This window comes from Burkholderia sp. A2 (genome assembly GCF_001729305.1).
GTDB classification, from domain to species: domain Bacteria; phylum Pseudomonadota; class Gammaproteobacteria; order Burkholderiales; family Burkholderiaceae; genus Burkholderia; species Burkholderia sola.
On the sequence record NZ_LZXX01000085.1, the window covers coordinates 95,940 to 111,018 of the forward strand.

The window sequence follows — 15,079 nt, forward strand, 5'->3', positions numbered from 1 at the left end:
AGTGATCAGACATATTGTCATGTGGAAGTTGAAAGAATCCGCGGAAGGCGCCACGCGCGCGCAGAACGCGCTGAAGCTGAAGGAAAAGCTCGAAGGCTGCCGCGACCTCGTGCCGGGCACCCTGCAGATCGACGTCGGCCTGGCGACGCCCGGCCTCGACGCGACCGCCGACATCGTGCTCGTCTCCGATTTCACCGACAAGGCGGCGCTCGACGCGTACCAGGTGCATCCGGTTCACCAGGAAGTGAAGAAATTCGTCGTCGCGGTGGCCGAATCGCGCGAGTGCGTCGACTACATCGTCGACGTCGCACGATGAGCGACGCGGCAACCCCGACGGAAGGCCTGTCGATCGAAAGCCCGTTCGTCGATCTGCTCGGTGTGCAGCTCGTGTCCGCGAAGGACGGTGCGAGCGAGATCGTGCTGCCGCTCGAGGAGCGCCACATGAACACGTGGAGTATCGCGCACGGCGGCGTGACGATGACGCTCGCCGATATCGCGCTCGCGATGGCGGCGCGCAGCCTGACCGACGACGGCGTCGGCGTCGTCACGGTCGAGATGAAGGTGAACTTCATGCAGCCGGGCCGCGGCGAGCTGCGCGCTTACGGGCGCGTGATGCACCGCTCGACGACGATGGCCTACTGCGAAGGCGAAGTGCGCGACAGCGACGGCAATTTCGTCGCGAAGGCGCTCGGCACGTTCAAGTACATGCGGCGGCTTGCGGTCGGCCGCGACATCAAGCGGCAACGCTCGCGCACGGCGCCGGACGCCCATCCCGGCCCGAGCGACGCGTAAGCATCCGCCACGCGCGGCCCTGTCTCTTCGATGCGGCAGGGCCGTTTCGTTTGGCGGCATGGAATGCCGGCACACGGCGCGCCGCGCCGCGTGTCCGGCCCCCGCGTGGCATCATGTCACGCTTGTCCGTTCACGGCGCCCCGCCGGCGCCGTCCACTCCGATGCCGCTGAATCCGAAGATCGCCCAGGTGCTCGACATGATCGAGCGCGCGAAACGTCCGTCGTATCACCACCAGACGCCGCAGCAGGCGCGCGCCGCGTACGAGAAGAGCGCGCCGATCCTCGACGTCGCGCCGGCGCCGATGCATTCGGTGGAGGAATGCGTGGTGCCGACGCGCGACGGCCGCACGATCGGCGCGCGGCTGTATCTGCCGGTCGCGCCGAGCCTGGCGGAGCCGCTACCCGCGCTCGTGTACTACCACGGCGGCGGCTTCACGGTCGGCAGCGTCGACACGCACGATGCGCTGTGCCGGATGTTCGCGCACGATGCGCAATGCGCGGTGCTGTCGGTCGGTTACCGGCTCGCGCCCGAGCACAAATTTCCGACCGCGGTGAACGACGCGGACGACGCGCTGCAATGGCTGCATCGCGAGGCCGCCGCGTTCGGCATCGACGCCGCGCGGCTGGCTGTCGGCGGCGACAGCGCGGGCGGAACGCTCGCGACGGTCTGCGCGGTGCTCGCGCGCGACGCGGGCATTCGTCTTGCGCTGCAGCTTCTGATCTATCCGGGCGTGACGCGTGACCAGGACACCGAGTCGCACGCGCGACTCGCCAGCGGCCACCTGCTGACGCAGGACACGATCCAGTGGTTTTTCACGCAATACGTGCGCGATCGGGCGGATCGCGACGACTGGCGTTTCGCGCCGCTCGACGGCACGCGCGATGCGCCGTCGTTCGCGGGCGTCGCGCCGGCGTGGATCGCGACGGCCGAATACGATCCGCTGAGCGACGAGGGCGCCGCGTACGCGGACAAGTTGCGTGCGGCCGGCAACGCGGTCACGCTGGTCTGCTATCCGGGAATGATCCACGAATTCTTCAAGATGGGCGGCTACGTGCCGGAGGTGCGGGTCGCGCATGCCGATGCGGTCGCGGCGCTGAAGGCCGCATTCGACGAGGTTTGACGGCGGGCGCCGGAAGGCGCGCGCCGCGGGAGGATGGCGATGACGAACGGCGTGGGCAGGGTGGAAACGGGCGACTGGACGGTGCTTGGCGGCGACGCCGCGCGGATTCGCGACGCGGTGTTCGTGCGCGAGCAGCAGATTCCGCCGGAATGGGAACTCGACGACGACGATCCGCTGTCGCTGCATGCGGTCGCGTACCGGACCGACGCGGCGACCGGGCTGCGCCGCGCGGTCGCGACGGGGCGGCTGTTGCCGTCCGGCACGATCGGCCGCGTCGCGGTGCTGGCCGACATGCGCGGGCAGGGGGTCGGGTCGGCCGTGCTGAATGCGCTGCTGGACGCCGCGCGGCGCCGCGGCGAAGCAGTCGTGCGGCTGTACGCGCAGGACTCGGCGGTGTCGTTCTATCTGCGGCACGGTTTTGCGGCGGTCGGCGAACCGTTCGTCGAAGCCGGCGTCCCGCACGTCGAGATGGCGCGCGCGCCGTAGCGCGCCACGTGTGCGCTCAGCGCGGCCGCGCCGCGTCGATATCGAACGTGAACGCGCGCTCGAATGCGCCGGGGCGGACGGTGCGGTGCGAGCCGTCGTCGTCGCTGCGTTCCTTGAGCTCGACCGTCAGCCGCACGCCTTCCTTCATCGTGACGCGCAGCGCGGTCGTGCCGCGCGTGCCGTATTCGGGCGTCTCGATGAACGCGGCCGACAGCGCGCGTTCGCGCTCGATCGGAATGCCCGTGTGCGGCAGCGCGTCGTCGTCCGCGACGTGCGGGTCGCGCATCAGCGCGATCAGTTCGTCGAGCGACGGGGTCGGGTTGTCGGTGAGCAGCGTGCCGAGTTCCGCGCGCTTGCGCACCACTTTCGGCCAGGGCGTATCGAGGCGCGCATTCGACAGCGCATGCACGCCCGGCGCGATCGCGACGGGCGCGGCGACGCGGCTTTCGCCTTCGGGCGCGCGGTTGCAGAACCACGCGAGTTCGCGCCGACGCCAGTCGCCGACGAGCAGGTTGAAGCCGTTGTACACGGCCGCATGCTCGGCAAGCTGCGCGAGATAGTCGAGCGGCGCGACGGGCGAGCCGCCGAGAAAGTCGGAGACCAGCTTGCCGCGGGTTGGCGCGCCCGCGCGGATGTCGAACGGCGCGCGGTAGTTGGTCAGCGCGGCGAAGCGGCCGTCGCGCGAGACGCCGAGCCACGTGCCGCCTGCTTCGAGATCGCGGCCGGCCAGTACGCCCGGCACGTCTTCCCACCAAGAGAGCGGCGCGCTGGTCCGGCGAAAGAACTCGTCGCGATTGGCGGCGAGGGTAAAGACGGGACCGGCGGCGGCATCGGGCTGCCAGTCGAAGGCAATCAGACACATCGGGCGAATCTCTCGCAGGAAACGTCGCGCGCCGGCTGCGACTCGCGAGCCGGCGCGCGAACGGGTTGTCAGTGCATCACGCTTCGGTCGGCCACGCGTACGGCAGCGCGTCGAACGCGAGCGCCGGGCCGTCGGCCGAACCGAGGTGCACCGTGCCGCTGTCGAGCGCGGCGAGCTTGATCTCGACGAGCGCGTCGACGCCGCCCGCCGGCGCGGCCGCCGCGTTGACGATCATTCCGCACGGCTGGCCCGGGTCGTCGCTGTGGAACAGCTCGACGCCGGCATGCACGGTATCGGTCTCGCCGGCGACGTGCGCGAGCGCGGTGCGGCGCTTGATCGTGCCGCGGTACTGGCTGCGCGCCACCACTTCCTGGCCCGGGTAGCACCCTTTCCTGAAGTTAACGGCACCGATCACGTCGAAGTTGACCATTTGCGGGACGAACTGTTCGACGGCCGGCTGCGTGATGCGCGGCTCGCCCGCGCGAACGTCGAGCCAGTCCCACACGGCAGGCGACACGACGGGCAGCGTGCCGGCCAGCGCGGCGAGGCGCGCGTCGACCTCGGCGCGCGGGCCGATCCACAGATAGCGCTTGCGGCCGGCCGCATCGGGCACGCGGATCAGCGCGCCGGCCGGGCCGTCGACCTTCACGTGCACGCCGTCGGGCAGCGCATCGAAGATGCCCGACAGCGCGTCGCGCACGTCGCCCGCGAAGCCGGCCACCGCGAGCGCGTCGCTGGCGTCGGTCAGCTTCGCCTTCGCGCGCAGCACGAACATCGACAGCCGCTTCTGCACGGCCGGCTGCACGTCCTTCGACACGAGCAGGCGCACGTCGTGGCCGGCGCGCCACGTGAGGAACGACGCGAGCAGGCGGCCCTTCGGCGAGCAGTACCCGGACAGCCGCGCGCTGCCGGCATCGAGGTGCTCGATGTCGTTGGTGAGCTGGCTGTGCAGGAACGTCGCGGCGTCGCCGCCGGCCACGTCGATCACGCCGAACTGCGGCAGCGGCATGCAGGCGCCCGGCGCGTCGAAATCGGCGGCGGACGGGCGGGGGAAAACGGGGAGCGAGGCAGATGCGGCCTGGGCAGCCGGTGAAGCGAACGGTGTGCTCATGGAATGAGGGAACAGTCAACCCTGACTTTGACGGAGGCGAGCAAGTATTATATGGGTCTTACCTGAGTCACGTTTCCATGTCCCTACTGAAGAAATGCGCCGCGACGATCGTGGCGCTGGCCGTCGTTGTGGCCGCTGCCGGCGCGGGCGGCGGGTATTACTGGGCGACCCGGCCGCTGTTGCTGGGCGCGGCATCGCTCGACGTCACGATCAAGCCGCGCAGCAGCGTGAAGAGCGTCGCGCTGCAGCTCAAGCGCGGCGGCGTGCCGGTCGAGCCGTTCGCGTTCGTCGCGATGACGCGCGTGCTCGGGCTGTCGAGCCGGCTCAAATCGGGCAACTACGAATTCAAGACCGGCATCACGCCTTACGACGTGCTGCAGAAGATCGCGCGCGGCGACGTGAACGAGTACGTCGCGACGGTCATCGAGGGCTGGACCTTCAAGCGGATGCGCGCGGAGCTCGACGCGAACCCCGATCTCGCGCACGCGACGGCCGGCATGAGCGACGCCGAGCTGCTGCGCGCGATCGGCGCATCGGAGAGCGCGGTGCAGCGCGGCAGCGGCGAGGGGCTGTTCTTCCCCGATACCTACCTGTTCGACAAGGGCACGAGCGACCTGAACATCTACCGGCGCGCGTACCGCCTGATGCAGACGCGCATCGACGAGGCATGGGCCGCGCGCACGCCGGGGCTGCCGTACAAGACGCCTTACGAAATGCTGACGATCGCGTCGATCGTCGAGAAGGAAACGGGCCACGCGGCCGACCGCGCGTTCGTCGCGGCCGTGTTCGCGAACCGGCTGCGCATCGGCATGCCGCTGCAGACCGATCCGTCGGTGATCTACGGGCTCGGCGATGCGTACGACGGCCGTCTGCGCAAGCGCGACCTGCAGGCCGACACTCCCTACAATACCTACACCCGACGCGGGCTGCCGCCCACGCCGATCGCGTTGCCGGGTGTCGCCGCGCTGCAGGCGGCGATCAATCCGGCGCCGACGAGCGCGCTCTATTTCGTCGCGAAGGGCGACGGCACGAGCGTGTTCTCGGACACGCTCGGCGACCACAACAAGGCCGTGGACAAGTACATACGAGGTCAATAATGGCGAGCGGTAAATTCATCACGTTCGAAGGCATCGACGGGGCGGGGAAGACCACCCACCTGCAATGGTTCTGCGAACGCCTCCAGGGCCGGCTGGCCGCGGCCGGCCGGCAGGTTGTCGTGACCCGCGAGCCGGGCGGCACGCAGCTCGGCGAGAAACTGCGCGAGATCCTGCTGAACCAGCCGATGGATCTCGAGACGGAAGCGCTGCTGATGTTCGCCGCGCGTCGCGAGCACCTCGCGCTCGTGATCGAGCCGGCGCTCGCGCGCGGCGACTGGGTCGTGTCGGATCGCTTCACCGACGCGACGTTCGCTTACCAGGGCGGCGGCCGCGGGCTGCCGCGCGACAAGCTCGAGACGCTCGAGCGCTGGGTGCAGGGCGGTTTCCAGCCGGACCTCACGGTGCTGTTCGACGTCGCGCCGCAGGTCGCGAGCGAGCGTCGCGGCGCCGCGCGCATGCCTGACAAGTTCGAAAGCGAGTCCGACGCGTTCTTCTCGCGCACGCGCGCCGAATACCTGCGGCGCGCGGAAGAGGCGCCGCACCGCTTCGCGATCGTCGACGCGACACGATCGATCCCGGAGATCCGCCAGCAGCTCGAACGCGTGCTCGCCGCGCTGTAACCCGCAAGGAACGCACCCCATGATCTATCCGTGGCAAACCGACGACTGGAACCGCCTGCAGCAACTGCGCGCGCAATGGCCGCATGCGCTGTTGCTGCACGGTCAGGCCGGGATCGGCAAGCTGCAGTTCGCGCAGCATCTCGCGCAGGGCTTCCTGTGCGAATCGCCGCAGCCGAACGGCGAGCCGTGCGGTACCTGCGCGGCCTGCAACTGGTTCTCGCAGGGCAACCATCCGGACTACCGGATCGTGCTGCCCGAGGCGCTGGCGGGCGAGGCGCCGGGCGCGGCCGACGATGCGAAGCCGGCCGACGCGGACGAAGGCGGCAAGAAGACGCGGGCGCCGAGCAAGGAAATCAAGATCGAGCAGGTGCGCGCGCTGCTCGACTTCTGCGGGGTCGGTTCGCACCGCGGCGGCGCACGCGTCGTCGTGCTGTATCCGGCCGAGGCGCTCAATGTCGCCGCGTCGAACGCGCTGCTGAAAACGCTGGAGGAGCCGCCACCGGGCGTCGTGTTCCTGCTCGTGTCGGCGCGCATCGACCGCCTGTTGCCGACGATCATCAGCCGCTGCCGGCAGTGGCCGATGACCGTGCCGGCGCCGGAGGCCGCCGCCGCGTGGCTCGCGGCGCAGGGCGTGGACCACGCCAGCGCGCTGCTCGCCGAAGCCGGCGGCGCGCCGCTCGCCGCGCTGGCGCTCGCGAGCGACGAGAACCGCCCGCTGCGCGATTACACGCTGGGGCAACTGGCCGCCGGCGCGGGCTGCGATCCGTTCGCCTGCGGTGAAGCGCTGCAGAAGCTGCCGGTGCCGCTGGTGCTCGGCTGGCTGCAGCGCTGGCTGTACGATTTGCTCGCGCAGCGGATGGCCGGCGCGCCGCGCTACTTCCCGACGCACGCGGCTGCCCTGGCGCGCTGCGCGGAAGCGGTCGACGCGAATGCATTCGCGCGCTTCATGAAGGCCGTGACGCGGCAGCGGACGGTCGAGAACCATCCGCTCAACGCACGGCTCGTATTCGAGGAATTGTTTCTCGGATATCGGGAAATGTTTGGTTGATCCGATATTGTTTCCGATGGGTTGCGAAACGATGAGCGGATCACGCGGCGGCGCGACCGTGGCCGGCCGGCCCGCCTGCGTCGCCCGGTGCCGCATGCCGGCGGGCGCATGAGCGCCCGTCTCACGTATTCAGGAAACACGATGTTCGTCGACTCTCACTGCCACATCAATTTCAAGGGCCTGGCCGACCGCCTGCCGGCCGTTCTCGATAACATGCGCGAGCACGACGTCACGCACGCGCTGTGCGTGTCGGTCGATTTCGAGACGCTGCCCGACGTGCTCGCGATCGCCGAAGCGCACGACAACGTGTACGCCTCGGTCGGCGTGCATCCCGATCACGAGGACGCGCGCGAGCCGACGCTCGCGGAGCTGGTCGAGCTGGCCGCGCATCCGAAGGTCGTCGCGATCGGTGAAACCGGCCTCGACTACTACCGTCTGGAAGGCCGCTCGATCGCCGACATGGAATGGCAGCGCGACCGCTTTCGCACGCATATCCGCGCGGCGACCGCGACGATGAAGCCGCTGATCATCCACACGCGTTCGTCGTCGGAAGACACGCTGCGCATCATGGCCGAGGAGCGCGCGGACGTGCCGGGCGGCGTGATGCACTGCTTCACCGAGCCGTGGCCGGTCGCCCAGCAGGCGCTCGCGCAGAACTTCCATATCTCGCTGTCGGGCATCGTCACCTTCAAGAACGCGACCGACGTGCAGGACGTCGCGCGGCGCGTGCCGCTCGACCGGCTGCTGATCGAGACCGACTCGCCGTACCTCGCGCCGGTGCCGTATCGCGGCAAGCCGAATGAACCTGCGTACGTCAGCCATGTCGGACGCTTTATCGCATCCGAGCGCGGGATCGCCGTCGAGGCGCTCGCCGATGCGACGACGCAGAACTTTTTCCGGCTGTTCAAGATCGCCCGCTAACGACGTGCGCGCAGCCGACAACCCAGGGAAGGAGCCCACAACAATGACGAAGCCGACCAACCATCTGCCCAAACGCGCACTCGTTGCAGCCGCATTCGTCGCGAGCGGCCTGTTCGCCGCCGCCGGCGCGCATGCCGAGTCGCTTGACGCGATCGTCAAGGCCGTCAAGTTCGACGACATCGCCGATATCGGCAAGCAGCTCAAGAGCGGCAAGCTCGACCCGAACACGATCGCGCCGAACGGCGACCCGATCCTCGTGATCGCCGCACGCGAGAAGTCCGACAAGGTCGCGGCGGCGATCGCCACGACGCCGAACGTCGATCTCGAGAAGGAAGACAAGGCCGGTGAAAACGCGCTGATGCTCGCGTCGCTGAACGGCGACCTCGGCCTCGTCAAGCTGCTGATCGACAAGGGCGCGGAAGTGAGCAAGAAGGGCTGGGCGCCGCTGCACTACGCGGCGACCAACGGCCAGGACGCGGTCGTCAAGGTGCTGCTCGACCACGACGCGTACATCGACACCGCCTCGCCGAACGGCACGACGCCGCTGATGATGGCCGCGCGCGGCAACCATGCGTCGACGGTCACGCTGCTGCTCGACCAGGGCGCCGATCCGCAGGTGAAGAACCAGCTCGGCATCACCGCGCTCGAGTTCGCGAAGCACTACAACGCGCCGGACGCGATCGAGATTCTGAGCAAGCGGACGACGCGTATCGGTGCGGCGACGCCGGCAGATGCTCAAAAGAGTGCAAAATAACGGTTTTTGGTGCGGCGGCGCGTGTCCGCCCGGCCGGCTTTCCGGCCGGAGCCGGGCGTCCGGCGCCGCACCGGCCAAGGCAGCAGGCGGTCTCCGGCCGCATTGACATAAGAAGGAACACCATGTTGCGCGCAATGTTTTGTGCCGCGGCGTTTGCCGTGCCGTTGTCGGCGGCGGCTTTCACGGGCGCGGATCTCGACCGGCTGTGCGCGAAGACGGACGTCAAGTCGCGGGCGTCGTGCGCGGCCTATATCGAAGGCGCCGCCGACGGCGTCTATAACACGATCGATGCGATCGGCGGCACCACGGGGCCGCGCGTCGGCCAGTACTTCTGCCTGCCGCCCGACATCCGGGCGCAACAGATGACGGACGCGGTGCGCAAGTACATCGCGGAAAATCCGAAGCTGGCCGACTACAACGCGAGCACCGCGGTGTCGCTCGGTCTCGGCAAGGCGTTTCCCTGCAGGAGCGGAAACTGATCTGACGCCGTGTCCGGGCGCGTGCGTAGCCCGGACGTCGCCGACGCATCCAGGACGAAGCCTGTGCGCTTCATCACTCGAGGGCGCCGATGATTTCAATCGAGGAACTGCAGCGCATCGCCGATGCGCCGTTGCATTCGTGGCTCGGCACGCTGGGCGTGTCGGTCATCGTCATACTGGTCGTCACGGTCGTGCACCGCCTCGGCGCACGCATCGTGAAGCGCATCGCGCAGCCGTATCCGCTGATGAGCGCGATCCTGCGCTACATCGACAAACCGTCGCTCGTCGTGCTGGCGCTGCTGGCGCTCGAGTTCCTGTGGGTCCAGGCGGACGACGGCATGTCGTTCGTGCGCGGCATGCGCACCGCGGCCGCGGTCGGCTCGATCGTGTCGCTCACGTGGCTGCTCGTGCGGCTCGCGGCCGGCGTCGGCGACGCGATCATCCAGGCCCATCCGATCGATACGGCCGACAACCTCCAGGCGCGGCGCGTCCATACGCAGGCCAAGGTGCTCGTGCGGACCGTGATGGTGCTGATCGTGATCATCGGCACCGGCGCCGCGCTGATGACGTTTCCGAACGTACGCCAGATCGGCGCGAGCCTGCTGGCGTCGGCCGGTGTGGCCGGGCTGGTCGCCGGTATCGCTGCGCGGCCGGTGCTCGGCAACCTGATCGCGGGCTTGCAGATCGCGCTCACGCAGCCGATCCGGCTCGACGACGTGGTCGTGATCCAGGGCGAGTGGGGGCGCATCGAGGAAATCACCGGCTCGTTCGTATCGGTGCGGCTGTGGGACCAGCGGCGTCTCGTCGTGCCGCTGCAGTGGATCATCGAGAACCCGTTCACGAACTGGACGCGCAGCAGCGCGGAAATCATCGGCACCGTCTATCTGTCGGTCGACTACCGCACGCCGCTCGCGCCGCTGCGCGAGGAACTCGCGCGGCTCGTCCATGCCGCGCCCGAATGGGACGGCCGCGTGCAGGTGCTGCAGGTGACCGACGCGACGGAGCGCACGATGCAGCTGCGCGCACTCGTCAGCGCGGCCGATTCGTCGTCGTGCTGGGATTTGCGCTGCCGCGTGCGCGAAGGGCTGATCGCCTATTTGCAGAACCGCTATCCGCAATGCCTGCCGCGCAGCCGGATGGAACTGTATCCGCACGAATCGGCGCCGGACGCGCCGAATCCCGAACGGCCGCATGCGCGGTCGCCTGCCGCCAGCACGGCGGCCAACACCGCAGCCGATCCGCAGGCTGTCGACGGCCGCTGAAGGCGGCCCGGCGCCTGCTGCGATTCCCCGTTTCCCATTCCCATGACCGCGCTGAAGACGCTCGCCATCGCCAATTACCGCTCGCTGCGCGAGCTGATCGTGCCGCTCGCGGCGCTCAACGTCGTCACGGGGCCGAACGGCAGCGGCAAGTCGAGCGTGTACCGCGCGCTGCGGCTGCTCGCCGATACCGCACAGGGTCGCGTGATCCCGTCGCTCGCGCGCGAGGGCGGCTTGCCGTCGACGTTGTGGGCCGGCCCCGAGCGCTTTTCGCGCGCGATGCTGGCCGGCGAGGCGCCGGTGACGGGCACCGTGCGCAGTGGCCCGGTGAGCCTGAAGCTCGGCTTCGCGTGCGACGATTTCGGCTATTCGATCGATCTCGGCCTGCCGCTGCCGAGCCATTCGCAGTTCGCGCTCGATCCGGTGATCAAGCGCGAATGCATCTGGGGCGGCGCGGTGCCGCGCCCGTCCACGCTGCTGGTCGACCGGCAGGGCGCGCAGATCCGTGCGCGCACTGCATCGGGCGACTGGCAGACGATTCCGCAGCCGGTCGCGAGCTTCGACAGCATGATGACCGAATTCGCCGACCCGACCGGTGCGCCCGAGATGATCGCGATGCGCGAACGGATCCGTTCGTGGCGCTTCTACGACCATTTCCGGACCGATGCGCAGGCGCCGGCGCGCCAGTCGCACATCGGCACCCATACGCCGGTGCTCGCCGACGACGGGGCCGATCTGGCCGCCGCGCTGCAGACGATCCGCGAAATCGGCGACGCGGCGGCGCTCGACGCGGCAATCGACGACGCGTTTCCCGGCGCGTCGGTCGAGATCGACAATCCGGGCGGCCGCGGCCGCTTCGACGTGCTGATGCGCCAGCCGGGGCTGCTGCGGCCGCTGGCGGCGGCCGAGCTGTCCGACGGCACGTTGCGCTACCTGCTGCTCGCGGCTGCGCTGCTGACGCCACGGCCGCCCGCGCTGATGGTGCTGAACGAGCCGGAGACGAGCCTGCATCCCGATCTCCTGCCGGCGCTCGGCCGCCTGATCGCGCAGGCGGCCCGGCACTCGCAGGTGCTGGTCGTGTCGCACGCGGCGCGGCTCATCGCGACGCTCGAGCGCGAGGCCGGCTGCGAATCGCTGGTGCTCGACAAGCAACTCGGCGCGACCGCGCTCGTCGATGCCGATTCGCGCGACCTGCCGCCGTGGAAGTGGCCGTCGCGTTGACAGGCCGATCGCGTGCTGGGGGGCGGGATCGGCGTCCGGCGGCGCCGGATCGGCCCCGGTCGGGCCCGGGGGGAAGCGGCCCGGGGCCGATCGGTCGAATGTATCCGGTCTGTAACAACCCCCAAAAAATGCAAGACCTGCGGTTCCGCTTCCCGGGATCGCGAATAATAATGAGATATCCGGCCGGCGCCAGGCCGGCCGGCACGGCAGGGACAGGGAACGGCGCGCGCGAGTGCGGCCCGGTCGGGCCGTAACGGACAGGACACAGGAGACGTGGACCATGAGAATTGCCCAGATCGCCCCGCTGACCGAATCCGTGCCGCCGAAGCTGTACGGCGGCACGGAGCGCGTCGTGTCCTACATCACCGAGGCGCTCGTCGAGCTCGGCCACGACGTGACGCTGTTCGCGAGCGGGGATTCGACGACGCGGGCGAAACTCGAGCCCGTGTGGCCGCGCGCGCTGCGGCTCGATTCGTCGATCCGCGACCGCGTCGCGCCGCACATGCTGCTGATGGAGACGGTCGCGCGCCGCGCGAAGGATTTCGACGTGCTCCATTTCCACATGGACTATTACTCGTTCTCGGTCTTCAACCGGCAGGAAACGCCTTACGTGACGACGCTGCACGGCCGGCTCGACCTGCCCGAGCAGCAACCGGTGTTCGACACGTTCAACACGGCGCCGGTGATCTCGATTTCCAATTCGCAGCGCCAGCCGTTGCCGCAGGCGAAATGGCTGACGACCGTCTATCACGGGCTGCCCGATACGCTGTACATGCCGCAGCCCGTCGAGCCGCGCTATCTCGCGTTCCTCGGCCGCATCTCGCCGGAAAAACGCGTCGACACCGCGATCCGCATTGCCCGCCAGTGCGGGCTGCCGATCCGGATCGCCGCGAAGATCGACACGGCCGACCAGGAATACTTCGACCGCGAGATCAAGCCGCTCTTCGCGTTGCCGCACGTCGAATACATCGGCGAGATCGCCGATCACGAGAAGGCCGAATTCCTGTCGGGCGCGCATGCGCTGCTGTTTCCGATCGACTGGCCGGAGCCGTTCGGCCTGGTGATGATCGAGGCGATGTCGTGCGGCACGCCGGTGATCGCGTTCAACCGCGGCGCGGTGCCCGAAGTGGTGGACGAGGGCGTATCGGGTTTCATCGTCGAGGATGAAATCAGCGCGGTGGCCGCCGTGAACCGGCTGCACCTGCTGCCGCGTGCGCGCGTGCGGCAGCGTTTCGAGGAGCGCTTCACGTCGCGCCGGATGGCGCAGCAGTACGTCGACGTGTACCAGTCCGTGATCCGCGCGCAGAAACGCTCGCGCTTCAAGGTGATCGACTCGACGACCTGATCGGCCTGGCCAACCTGACCGACGTGGCGCGCGGCGCCGGCGGATAAAAAAACGGCGATGCCCGCAAGGACATCGCCGTTTGCGCATGCCCCGCGCGCAATGCGCGCGGGCAGTGCGTCGACGTCAGATCTTGAGCTTCGTGACCTTCGTGCCGTTGATCGACACATCGCCCATCAGACCGGCGTTGGTCAGCACGACGACCTGGATCGGCGCCGTGGCCGTGTTGGAGTCGACCGCACCGTTCGCGCCCATCTTCACGAGTGCGACCGATGCGCCGGCGCCGGCTGCCCAGCCGTCCGAGTTGCGGAATTCGTCGAGCGCCTGCTGCGTCATGAACAGGAACACGACCGCCTTCGACTGCGCGCCGGCCTGCAGGCCGACCGACAGCGACGACGTGTTGTAGTAGCCGACGGTGCTGCCGCCGACGCGCAGCGCGCCGTTGCCGGACTGGGCGCCGACGATGAAGCCGGCCTGGAGCACTTCGGGGAAGACCAGCACGCCGCGCGATTTCGCGACGAGCTCGCGCGAACCCTTGACGGTGGAGTACATGCGCGACAGCGTGGCGTCGACGCTCGCATCGATCGACTGGCGTTTGGACGCGTTGGTCGCGGCGTTGTCCGGCTTGTCCGGGGTGGTGGTGCAACCGGTGAGCGCGAGGCTACCGACGATCAGCGCGGCGGCGGCTTTGAGCACAAGAGTCCGTTTTTGCATCGTTGTTCTCCATCGGATGATGTTCGGAGTGAGTCTCGCTCAAGGAGCGGATCACGTCGGCAGTTATATCACAGCGGATTAGGGCCTCTTTTCGTTGCCGTGTGAAAAAGCGTCAAATCGCGCGGGGGTGTCGCGGCGCGCCAACGGACGAAGCGGCGCCAACGCGCGCCCGGCGCGCGGTCGGCGTGCGGCGAACGCGTGCGGCGAACGCGAGCGGAGAGCGGCGGCGCTTGCAGTGTGCGTCGGTGTCAGTGCGTGACGGGCGGAACGGGCGGCTTGATCGGCGGGCGGCGCAGCGCGCGGCGGATCAGCGCGATCACGACGCCGCATGCGAACAGGAACGCGGCCGGGACGACCCAGTAGCCGACGAACGCATGCCACAGGTAACCGGCGAGCGTATTGCGGCGCACCACGTATTCGTCGCGGGCCGCCTGCTGGCGCGGCGCGTTGGCGGCGAGCACGTCGGCCGGGCAGCCGGCCGCGCGCGCTTCGTCAGGATCCCCGTGGCACTTCGCGGCGGCGCCGGCGGCCTGCTGCGCGTCGGTGAGCTGCCAGGTGGTCAGCGCAAGCTGCAGGTCCGCCTTGTTGTACGCCATTTCCTCGCGGATCTCGCGCACGGCGATGATCGCGACGGGCACCGCCCAGAACACGATCACGATCAGCCAGCGGCGGAACCAGCGGTGTTGTCTCCATGCCATCCAAGCCTCCGTTTGACGCGCGTGCGCGTCTGTCTCGAGGGCGGCCCGATGGCGCTTCTTGGTCTTGGGTGGGCCGCGTTGCAGCCATCATAGAAGAAAACGCGGCGAATTGCCGCACCATGTGGCGCCGCCGCGGCGGCGGACCGGAAAAACGGGGTGGGAAGGGCAGGAATGCGTCGGTCGATGCGCGTGCAACGAAAACGAAAAATGCCGCGCCCGCCGAAGCGGGGCGCGGCATCCGAGACGGGAGCGCCGGAACTCAGGCGGCCGGCTGGTTGCTCAGGCAGCTCTTCATGAACGCCTTGCGATCGTCGCCCTTCTTGCCGGTGGCCTGCGTGTTGCACGCCTTCATCTTTTCCTGCTGCGTCATCGCCTTCGCGGGCTTCGCCGACAGGCAGTCCTTCATGAACGCCTTGCGTTCGTCGCCCGTCTTGCCGGCTGCCTGCGTGTTACAGGCCTTCATCTTGTCCTGCTGGCTGTTCGCCGCGAATGCGGGGGAAGCCAGCATGCCGCCGAGAAGCACTGCGGCTACGAGCGATTGGATTTTCATTTCG

At 68.8% G+C, this 15,079-nt stretch carries 18 protein-coding genes; 13 read left to right on the plus strand and 5 right to left on the minus strand.

Translation table 11 applies throughout. The annotated features are described in order from the left end of the window. Position 1: 1 nt before the first annotated feature. From A9Z05_RS09380 to A9Z05_RS09395, 4 genes are all read left to right on the plus strand, one after another. Entirely contained in the window at positions 2-316 is a 315-nt protein-coding gene (locus A9Z05_RS09380; RefSeq protein ID WP_012328683.1) for a Dabb family protein, read from the plus strand. Then, positions 313-792, plus strand: a complete 480-nt coding sequence (locus A9Z05_RS09385) for a PaaI family thioesterase (RefSeq protein ID WP_069617839.1) — start codon at positions 313-315, stop codon at positions 790-792. The genes A9Z05_RS09380 and A9Z05_RS09385 overlap by 4 nt, the downstream gene beginning before the upstream one ends. 161 nt (positions 793-953) lie before the next feature. Beyond that, complete coding sequence (locus A9Z05_RS09390) at positions 954-1,913, plus strand: alpha/beta hydrolase (protein ID WP_069617840.1); 960 nt, start codon at positions 954-956, stop codon at positions 1,911-1,913. Positions 1,914-1,952: 39 nt separating this feature from the next. Then, the gene (locus tag A9Z05_RS09395; protein ID WP_069617878.1) at positions 1,953-2,399 is read left to right on the plus strand and encodes a GNAT family N-acetyltransferase; all 447 of its coding nucleotides are present in this window, start codon (positions 1,953-1,955) and stop codon (positions 2,397-2,399) included. 16 nt (positions 2,400-2,415) lie between these two features. Here the strand turns inward: A9Z05_RS09395 and A9Z05_RS09400 are convergent, their stop codons facing one another. Together A9Z05_RS09400 and A9Z05_RS09405 are read right to left on the minus strand one after the other, a co-directional pair. After that, entirely contained in the window at positions 2,416-3,261 is an 846-nt protein-coding gene (locus tag A9Z05_RS09400; RefSeq protein WP_069617841.1) for an NRDE family protein, read from the minus strand. Between the two features lie 76 nt (positions 3,262-3,337). Then, positions 3,338-4,372, minus strand: a complete 1,035-nt coding sequence (locus A9Z05_RS09405) for a folate-binding protein YgfZ (protein WP_069617842.1) — start codon at positions 4,370-4,372, stop codon at positions 3,338-3,340. Positions 4,373-4,449: 77 nt separating this feature from the next. Here A9Z05_RS09405 and mltG point away from each other — a divergent pair, with 77 nt between their 5' ends. The 9 genes from mltG to A9Z05_RS09450 all read left to right on the plus strand — a co-directional run bounded on the left by mltG (position 4,450) and on the right by A9Z05_RS09450 (position 13,116). Beyond that, the gene (mltG, locus tag A9Z05_RS09410) at positions 4,450-5,469 is read left to right on the plus strand and encodes an endolytic transglycosylase MltG (protein ID WP_069617843.1); all 1,020 of its coding nucleotides are present in this window, start codon (positions 4,450-4,452) and stop codon (positions 5,467-5,469) included. After that, a complete protein-coding gene (gene tmk / locus A9Z05_RS09415) occupies positions 5,469-6,089 on the plus strand; it encodes a dTMP kinase (protein ID WP_006478605.1) in 621 nt (206 codons plus the stop codon). Before mltG ends, tmk begins: the two co-directional genes overlap by 1 nt. Positions 6,090-6,108: 19 nt before the next feature. Next, positions 6,109-7,137, plus strand: coding sequence for a DNA polymerase III subunit delta' (locus tag A9Z05_RS09420; RefSeq protein WP_069617844.1), 1,029 nt, complete (start codon positions 6,109-6,111; stop codon positions 7,135-7,137). A gap of 141 nt (positions 7,138-7,278) precedes the next feature. Next, a complete protein-coding gene (locus A9Z05_RS09425; protein ID WP_069617845.1) occupies positions 7,279-8,058 on the plus strand; it encodes a TatD family hydrolase in 780 nt (259 codons plus the stop codon). Positions 8,059-8,101: 43 nt separating this feature from the next. Further along, on the plus strand, positions 8,102-8,812 hold the full coding sequence (locus tag A9Z05_RS09430) for an ankyrin repeat domain-containing protein (RefSeq protein ID WP_069617846.1): 711 nt from the start codon (positions 8,102-8,104) through the stop codon (positions 8,810-8,812). 122 nt (positions 8,813-8,934) lie between these two features. Further along, positions 8,935-9,291 carry a Rap1a/Tai family immunity protein gene (locus tag A9Z05_RS09435; protein ID WP_006485939.1) on the plus strand — a complete coding sequence of 119 codons (357 nt, stop codon included), beginning with the start codon at positions 8,935-8,937 and terminating at the stop codon, positions 9,289-9,291. 89 nt (positions 9,292-9,380) lie between these two features. Continuing rightward, on the plus strand, positions 9,381-10,553 hold the full coding sequence (locus A9Z05_RS09440) for a mechanosensitive ion channel family protein (RefSeq protein ID WP_069617847.1): 1,173 nt from the start codon (positions 9,381-9,383) through the stop codon (positions 10,551-10,553). 42 nt (positions 10,554-10,595) lie between these two features. Further along, positions 10,596-11,771, plus strand: a complete 1,176-nt coding sequence (locus A9Z05_RS09445; protein ID WP_069617848.1) for an AAA family ATPase — start codon at positions 10,596-10,598, stop codon at positions 11,769-11,771. Between the two features lie 280 nt (positions 11,772-12,051). Next, the gene (locus A9Z05_RS09450; protein ID WP_069617849.1) at positions 12,052-13,116 is read left to right on the plus strand and encodes a glycosyltransferase family 4 protein; all 1,065 of its coding nucleotides are present in this window, start codon (positions 12,052-12,054) and stop codon (positions 13,114-13,116) included. A 123-nt stretch (positions 13,117-13,239) separates the two neighbouring features. Here the strand turns inward: A9Z05_RS09450 and A9Z05_RS09455 are convergent, their stop codons facing one another. The 3 genes from A9Z05_RS09455 to A9Z05_RS09465 all read right to left on the minus strand — a co-directional run bounded on the left by A9Z05_RS09455 (position 13,240) and on the right by A9Z05_RS09465 (position 15,075). Then, entirely contained in the window at positions 13,240-13,827 is a 588-nt protein-coding gene (locus tag A9Z05_RS09455; protein ID WP_050013250.1) for a YSC84-related protein, read from the minus strand. 248 nt (positions 13,828-14,075) lie between these two features. Further along, positions 14,076-14,525 (minus strand): membrane protein, encoded by a 450-nt coding sequence (locus A9Z05_RS09460; protein ID WP_012328676.1) that lies wholly within the window; start codon positions 14,523-14,525, stop codon positions 14,076-14,078. Positions 14,526-14,784: 259 nt separating this feature from the next. Continuing rightward, the gene (locus A9Z05_RS09465) at positions 14,785-15,075 is read right to left on the minus strand and encodes a PsiF family protein (protein WP_011549641.1); all 291 of its coding nucleotides are present in this window, start codon (positions 15,073-15,075) and stop codon (positions 14,785-14,787) included. Between the last annotated feature and the right edge of the window lie 4 nt (positions 15,076-15,079).

What these genes read in the sequence shown, in the direction of transcription:
- mltG (WP_069617843.1), top strand. Translation starts at nt 4,450, where the DNA reads ATGTCCCTACTGAAGAAATGCGCCGCGACGATCGTGGCGCTGGCCGTC.
- A9Z05_RS09395 (WP_069617878.1), top strand. Translation starts at nt 1,953, where the DNA reads ATGACGAACGGCGTGGGCAGGGTGGAAACGGGCGACTGGACGGTGCTT.
- A9Z05_RS09450 (WP_069617849.1), top strand. Translation starts at nt 12,052, where the DNA reads ATGAGAATTGCCCAGATCGCCCCGCTGACCGAATCCGTGCCGCCGAAG.
- A9Z05_RS09425 (WP_069617845.1), top strand. Translation starts at nt 7,279, where the DNA reads ATGTTCGTCGACTCTCACTGCCACATCAATTTCAAGGGCCTGGCCGAC.
- A9Z05_RS09405 (WP_069617842.1), bottom strand. Translation starts at nt 4,372, where the DNA reads ATGAGCACACCGTTCGCTTCACCGGCTGCCCAGGCCGCATCTGCCTCG.
- A9Z05_RS09385 (WP_069617839.1), top strand. Translation starts at nt 313, where the DNA reads ATGAGCGACGCGGCAACCCCGACGGAAGGCCTGTCGATCGAAAGCCCG.
- A9Z05_RS09465 (WP_011549641.1), bottom strand. Translation starts at nt 15,075, where the DNA reads ATGAAAATCCAATCGCTCGTAGCCGCAGTGCTTCTCGGCGGCATGCTG.
- A9Z05_RS09445 (WP_069617848.1), top strand. Translation starts at nt 10,596, where the DNA reads ATGACCGCGCTGAAGACGCTCGCCATCGCCAATTACCGCTCGCTGCGC.
- tmk (WP_006478605.1), top strand. Translation starts at nt 5,469, where the DNA reads ATGGCGAGCGGTAAATTCATCACGTTCGAAGGCATCGACGGGGCGGGG.
- A9Z05_RS09420 (WP_069617844.1), top strand. Translation starts at nt 6,109, where the DNA reads ATGATCTATCCGTGGCAAACCGACGACTGGAACCGCCTGCAGCAACTG.
- A9Z05_RS09400 (WP_069617841.1), bottom strand. Translation starts at nt 3,261, where the DNA reads ATGTGTCTGATTGCCTTCGACTGGCAGCCCGATGCCGCCGCCGGTCCC.
- A9Z05_RS09440 (WP_069617847.1), top strand. Translation starts at nt 9,381, where the DNA reads ATGATTTCAATCGAGGAACTGCAGCGCATCGCCGATGCGCCGTTGCAT.
- A9Z05_RS09455 (WP_050013250.1), bottom strand. Translation starts at nt 13,827, where the DNA reads ATGCAAAAACGGACTCTTGTGCTCAAAGCCGCCGCCGCGCTGATCGTC.
- A9Z05_RS09460 (WP_012328676.1), bottom strand. Translation starts at nt 14,525, where the DNA reads ATGGCATGGAGACAACACCGCTGGTTCCGCCGCTGGCTGATCGTGATC.
- A9Z05_RS09435 (WP_006485939.1), top strand. Translation starts at nt 8,935, where the DNA reads ATGTTGCGCGCAATGTTTTGTGCCGCGGCGTTTGCCGTGCCGTTGTCG.
- A9Z05_RS09390 (WP_069617840.1), top strand. Translation starts at nt 954, where the DNA reads ATGCCGCTGAATCCGAAGATCGCCCAGGTGCTCGACATGATCGAGCGC.
- A9Z05_RS09430 (WP_069617846.1), top strand. Translation starts at nt 8,102, where the DNA reads ATGACGAAGCCGACCAACCATCTGCCCAAACGCGCACTCGTTGCAGCC.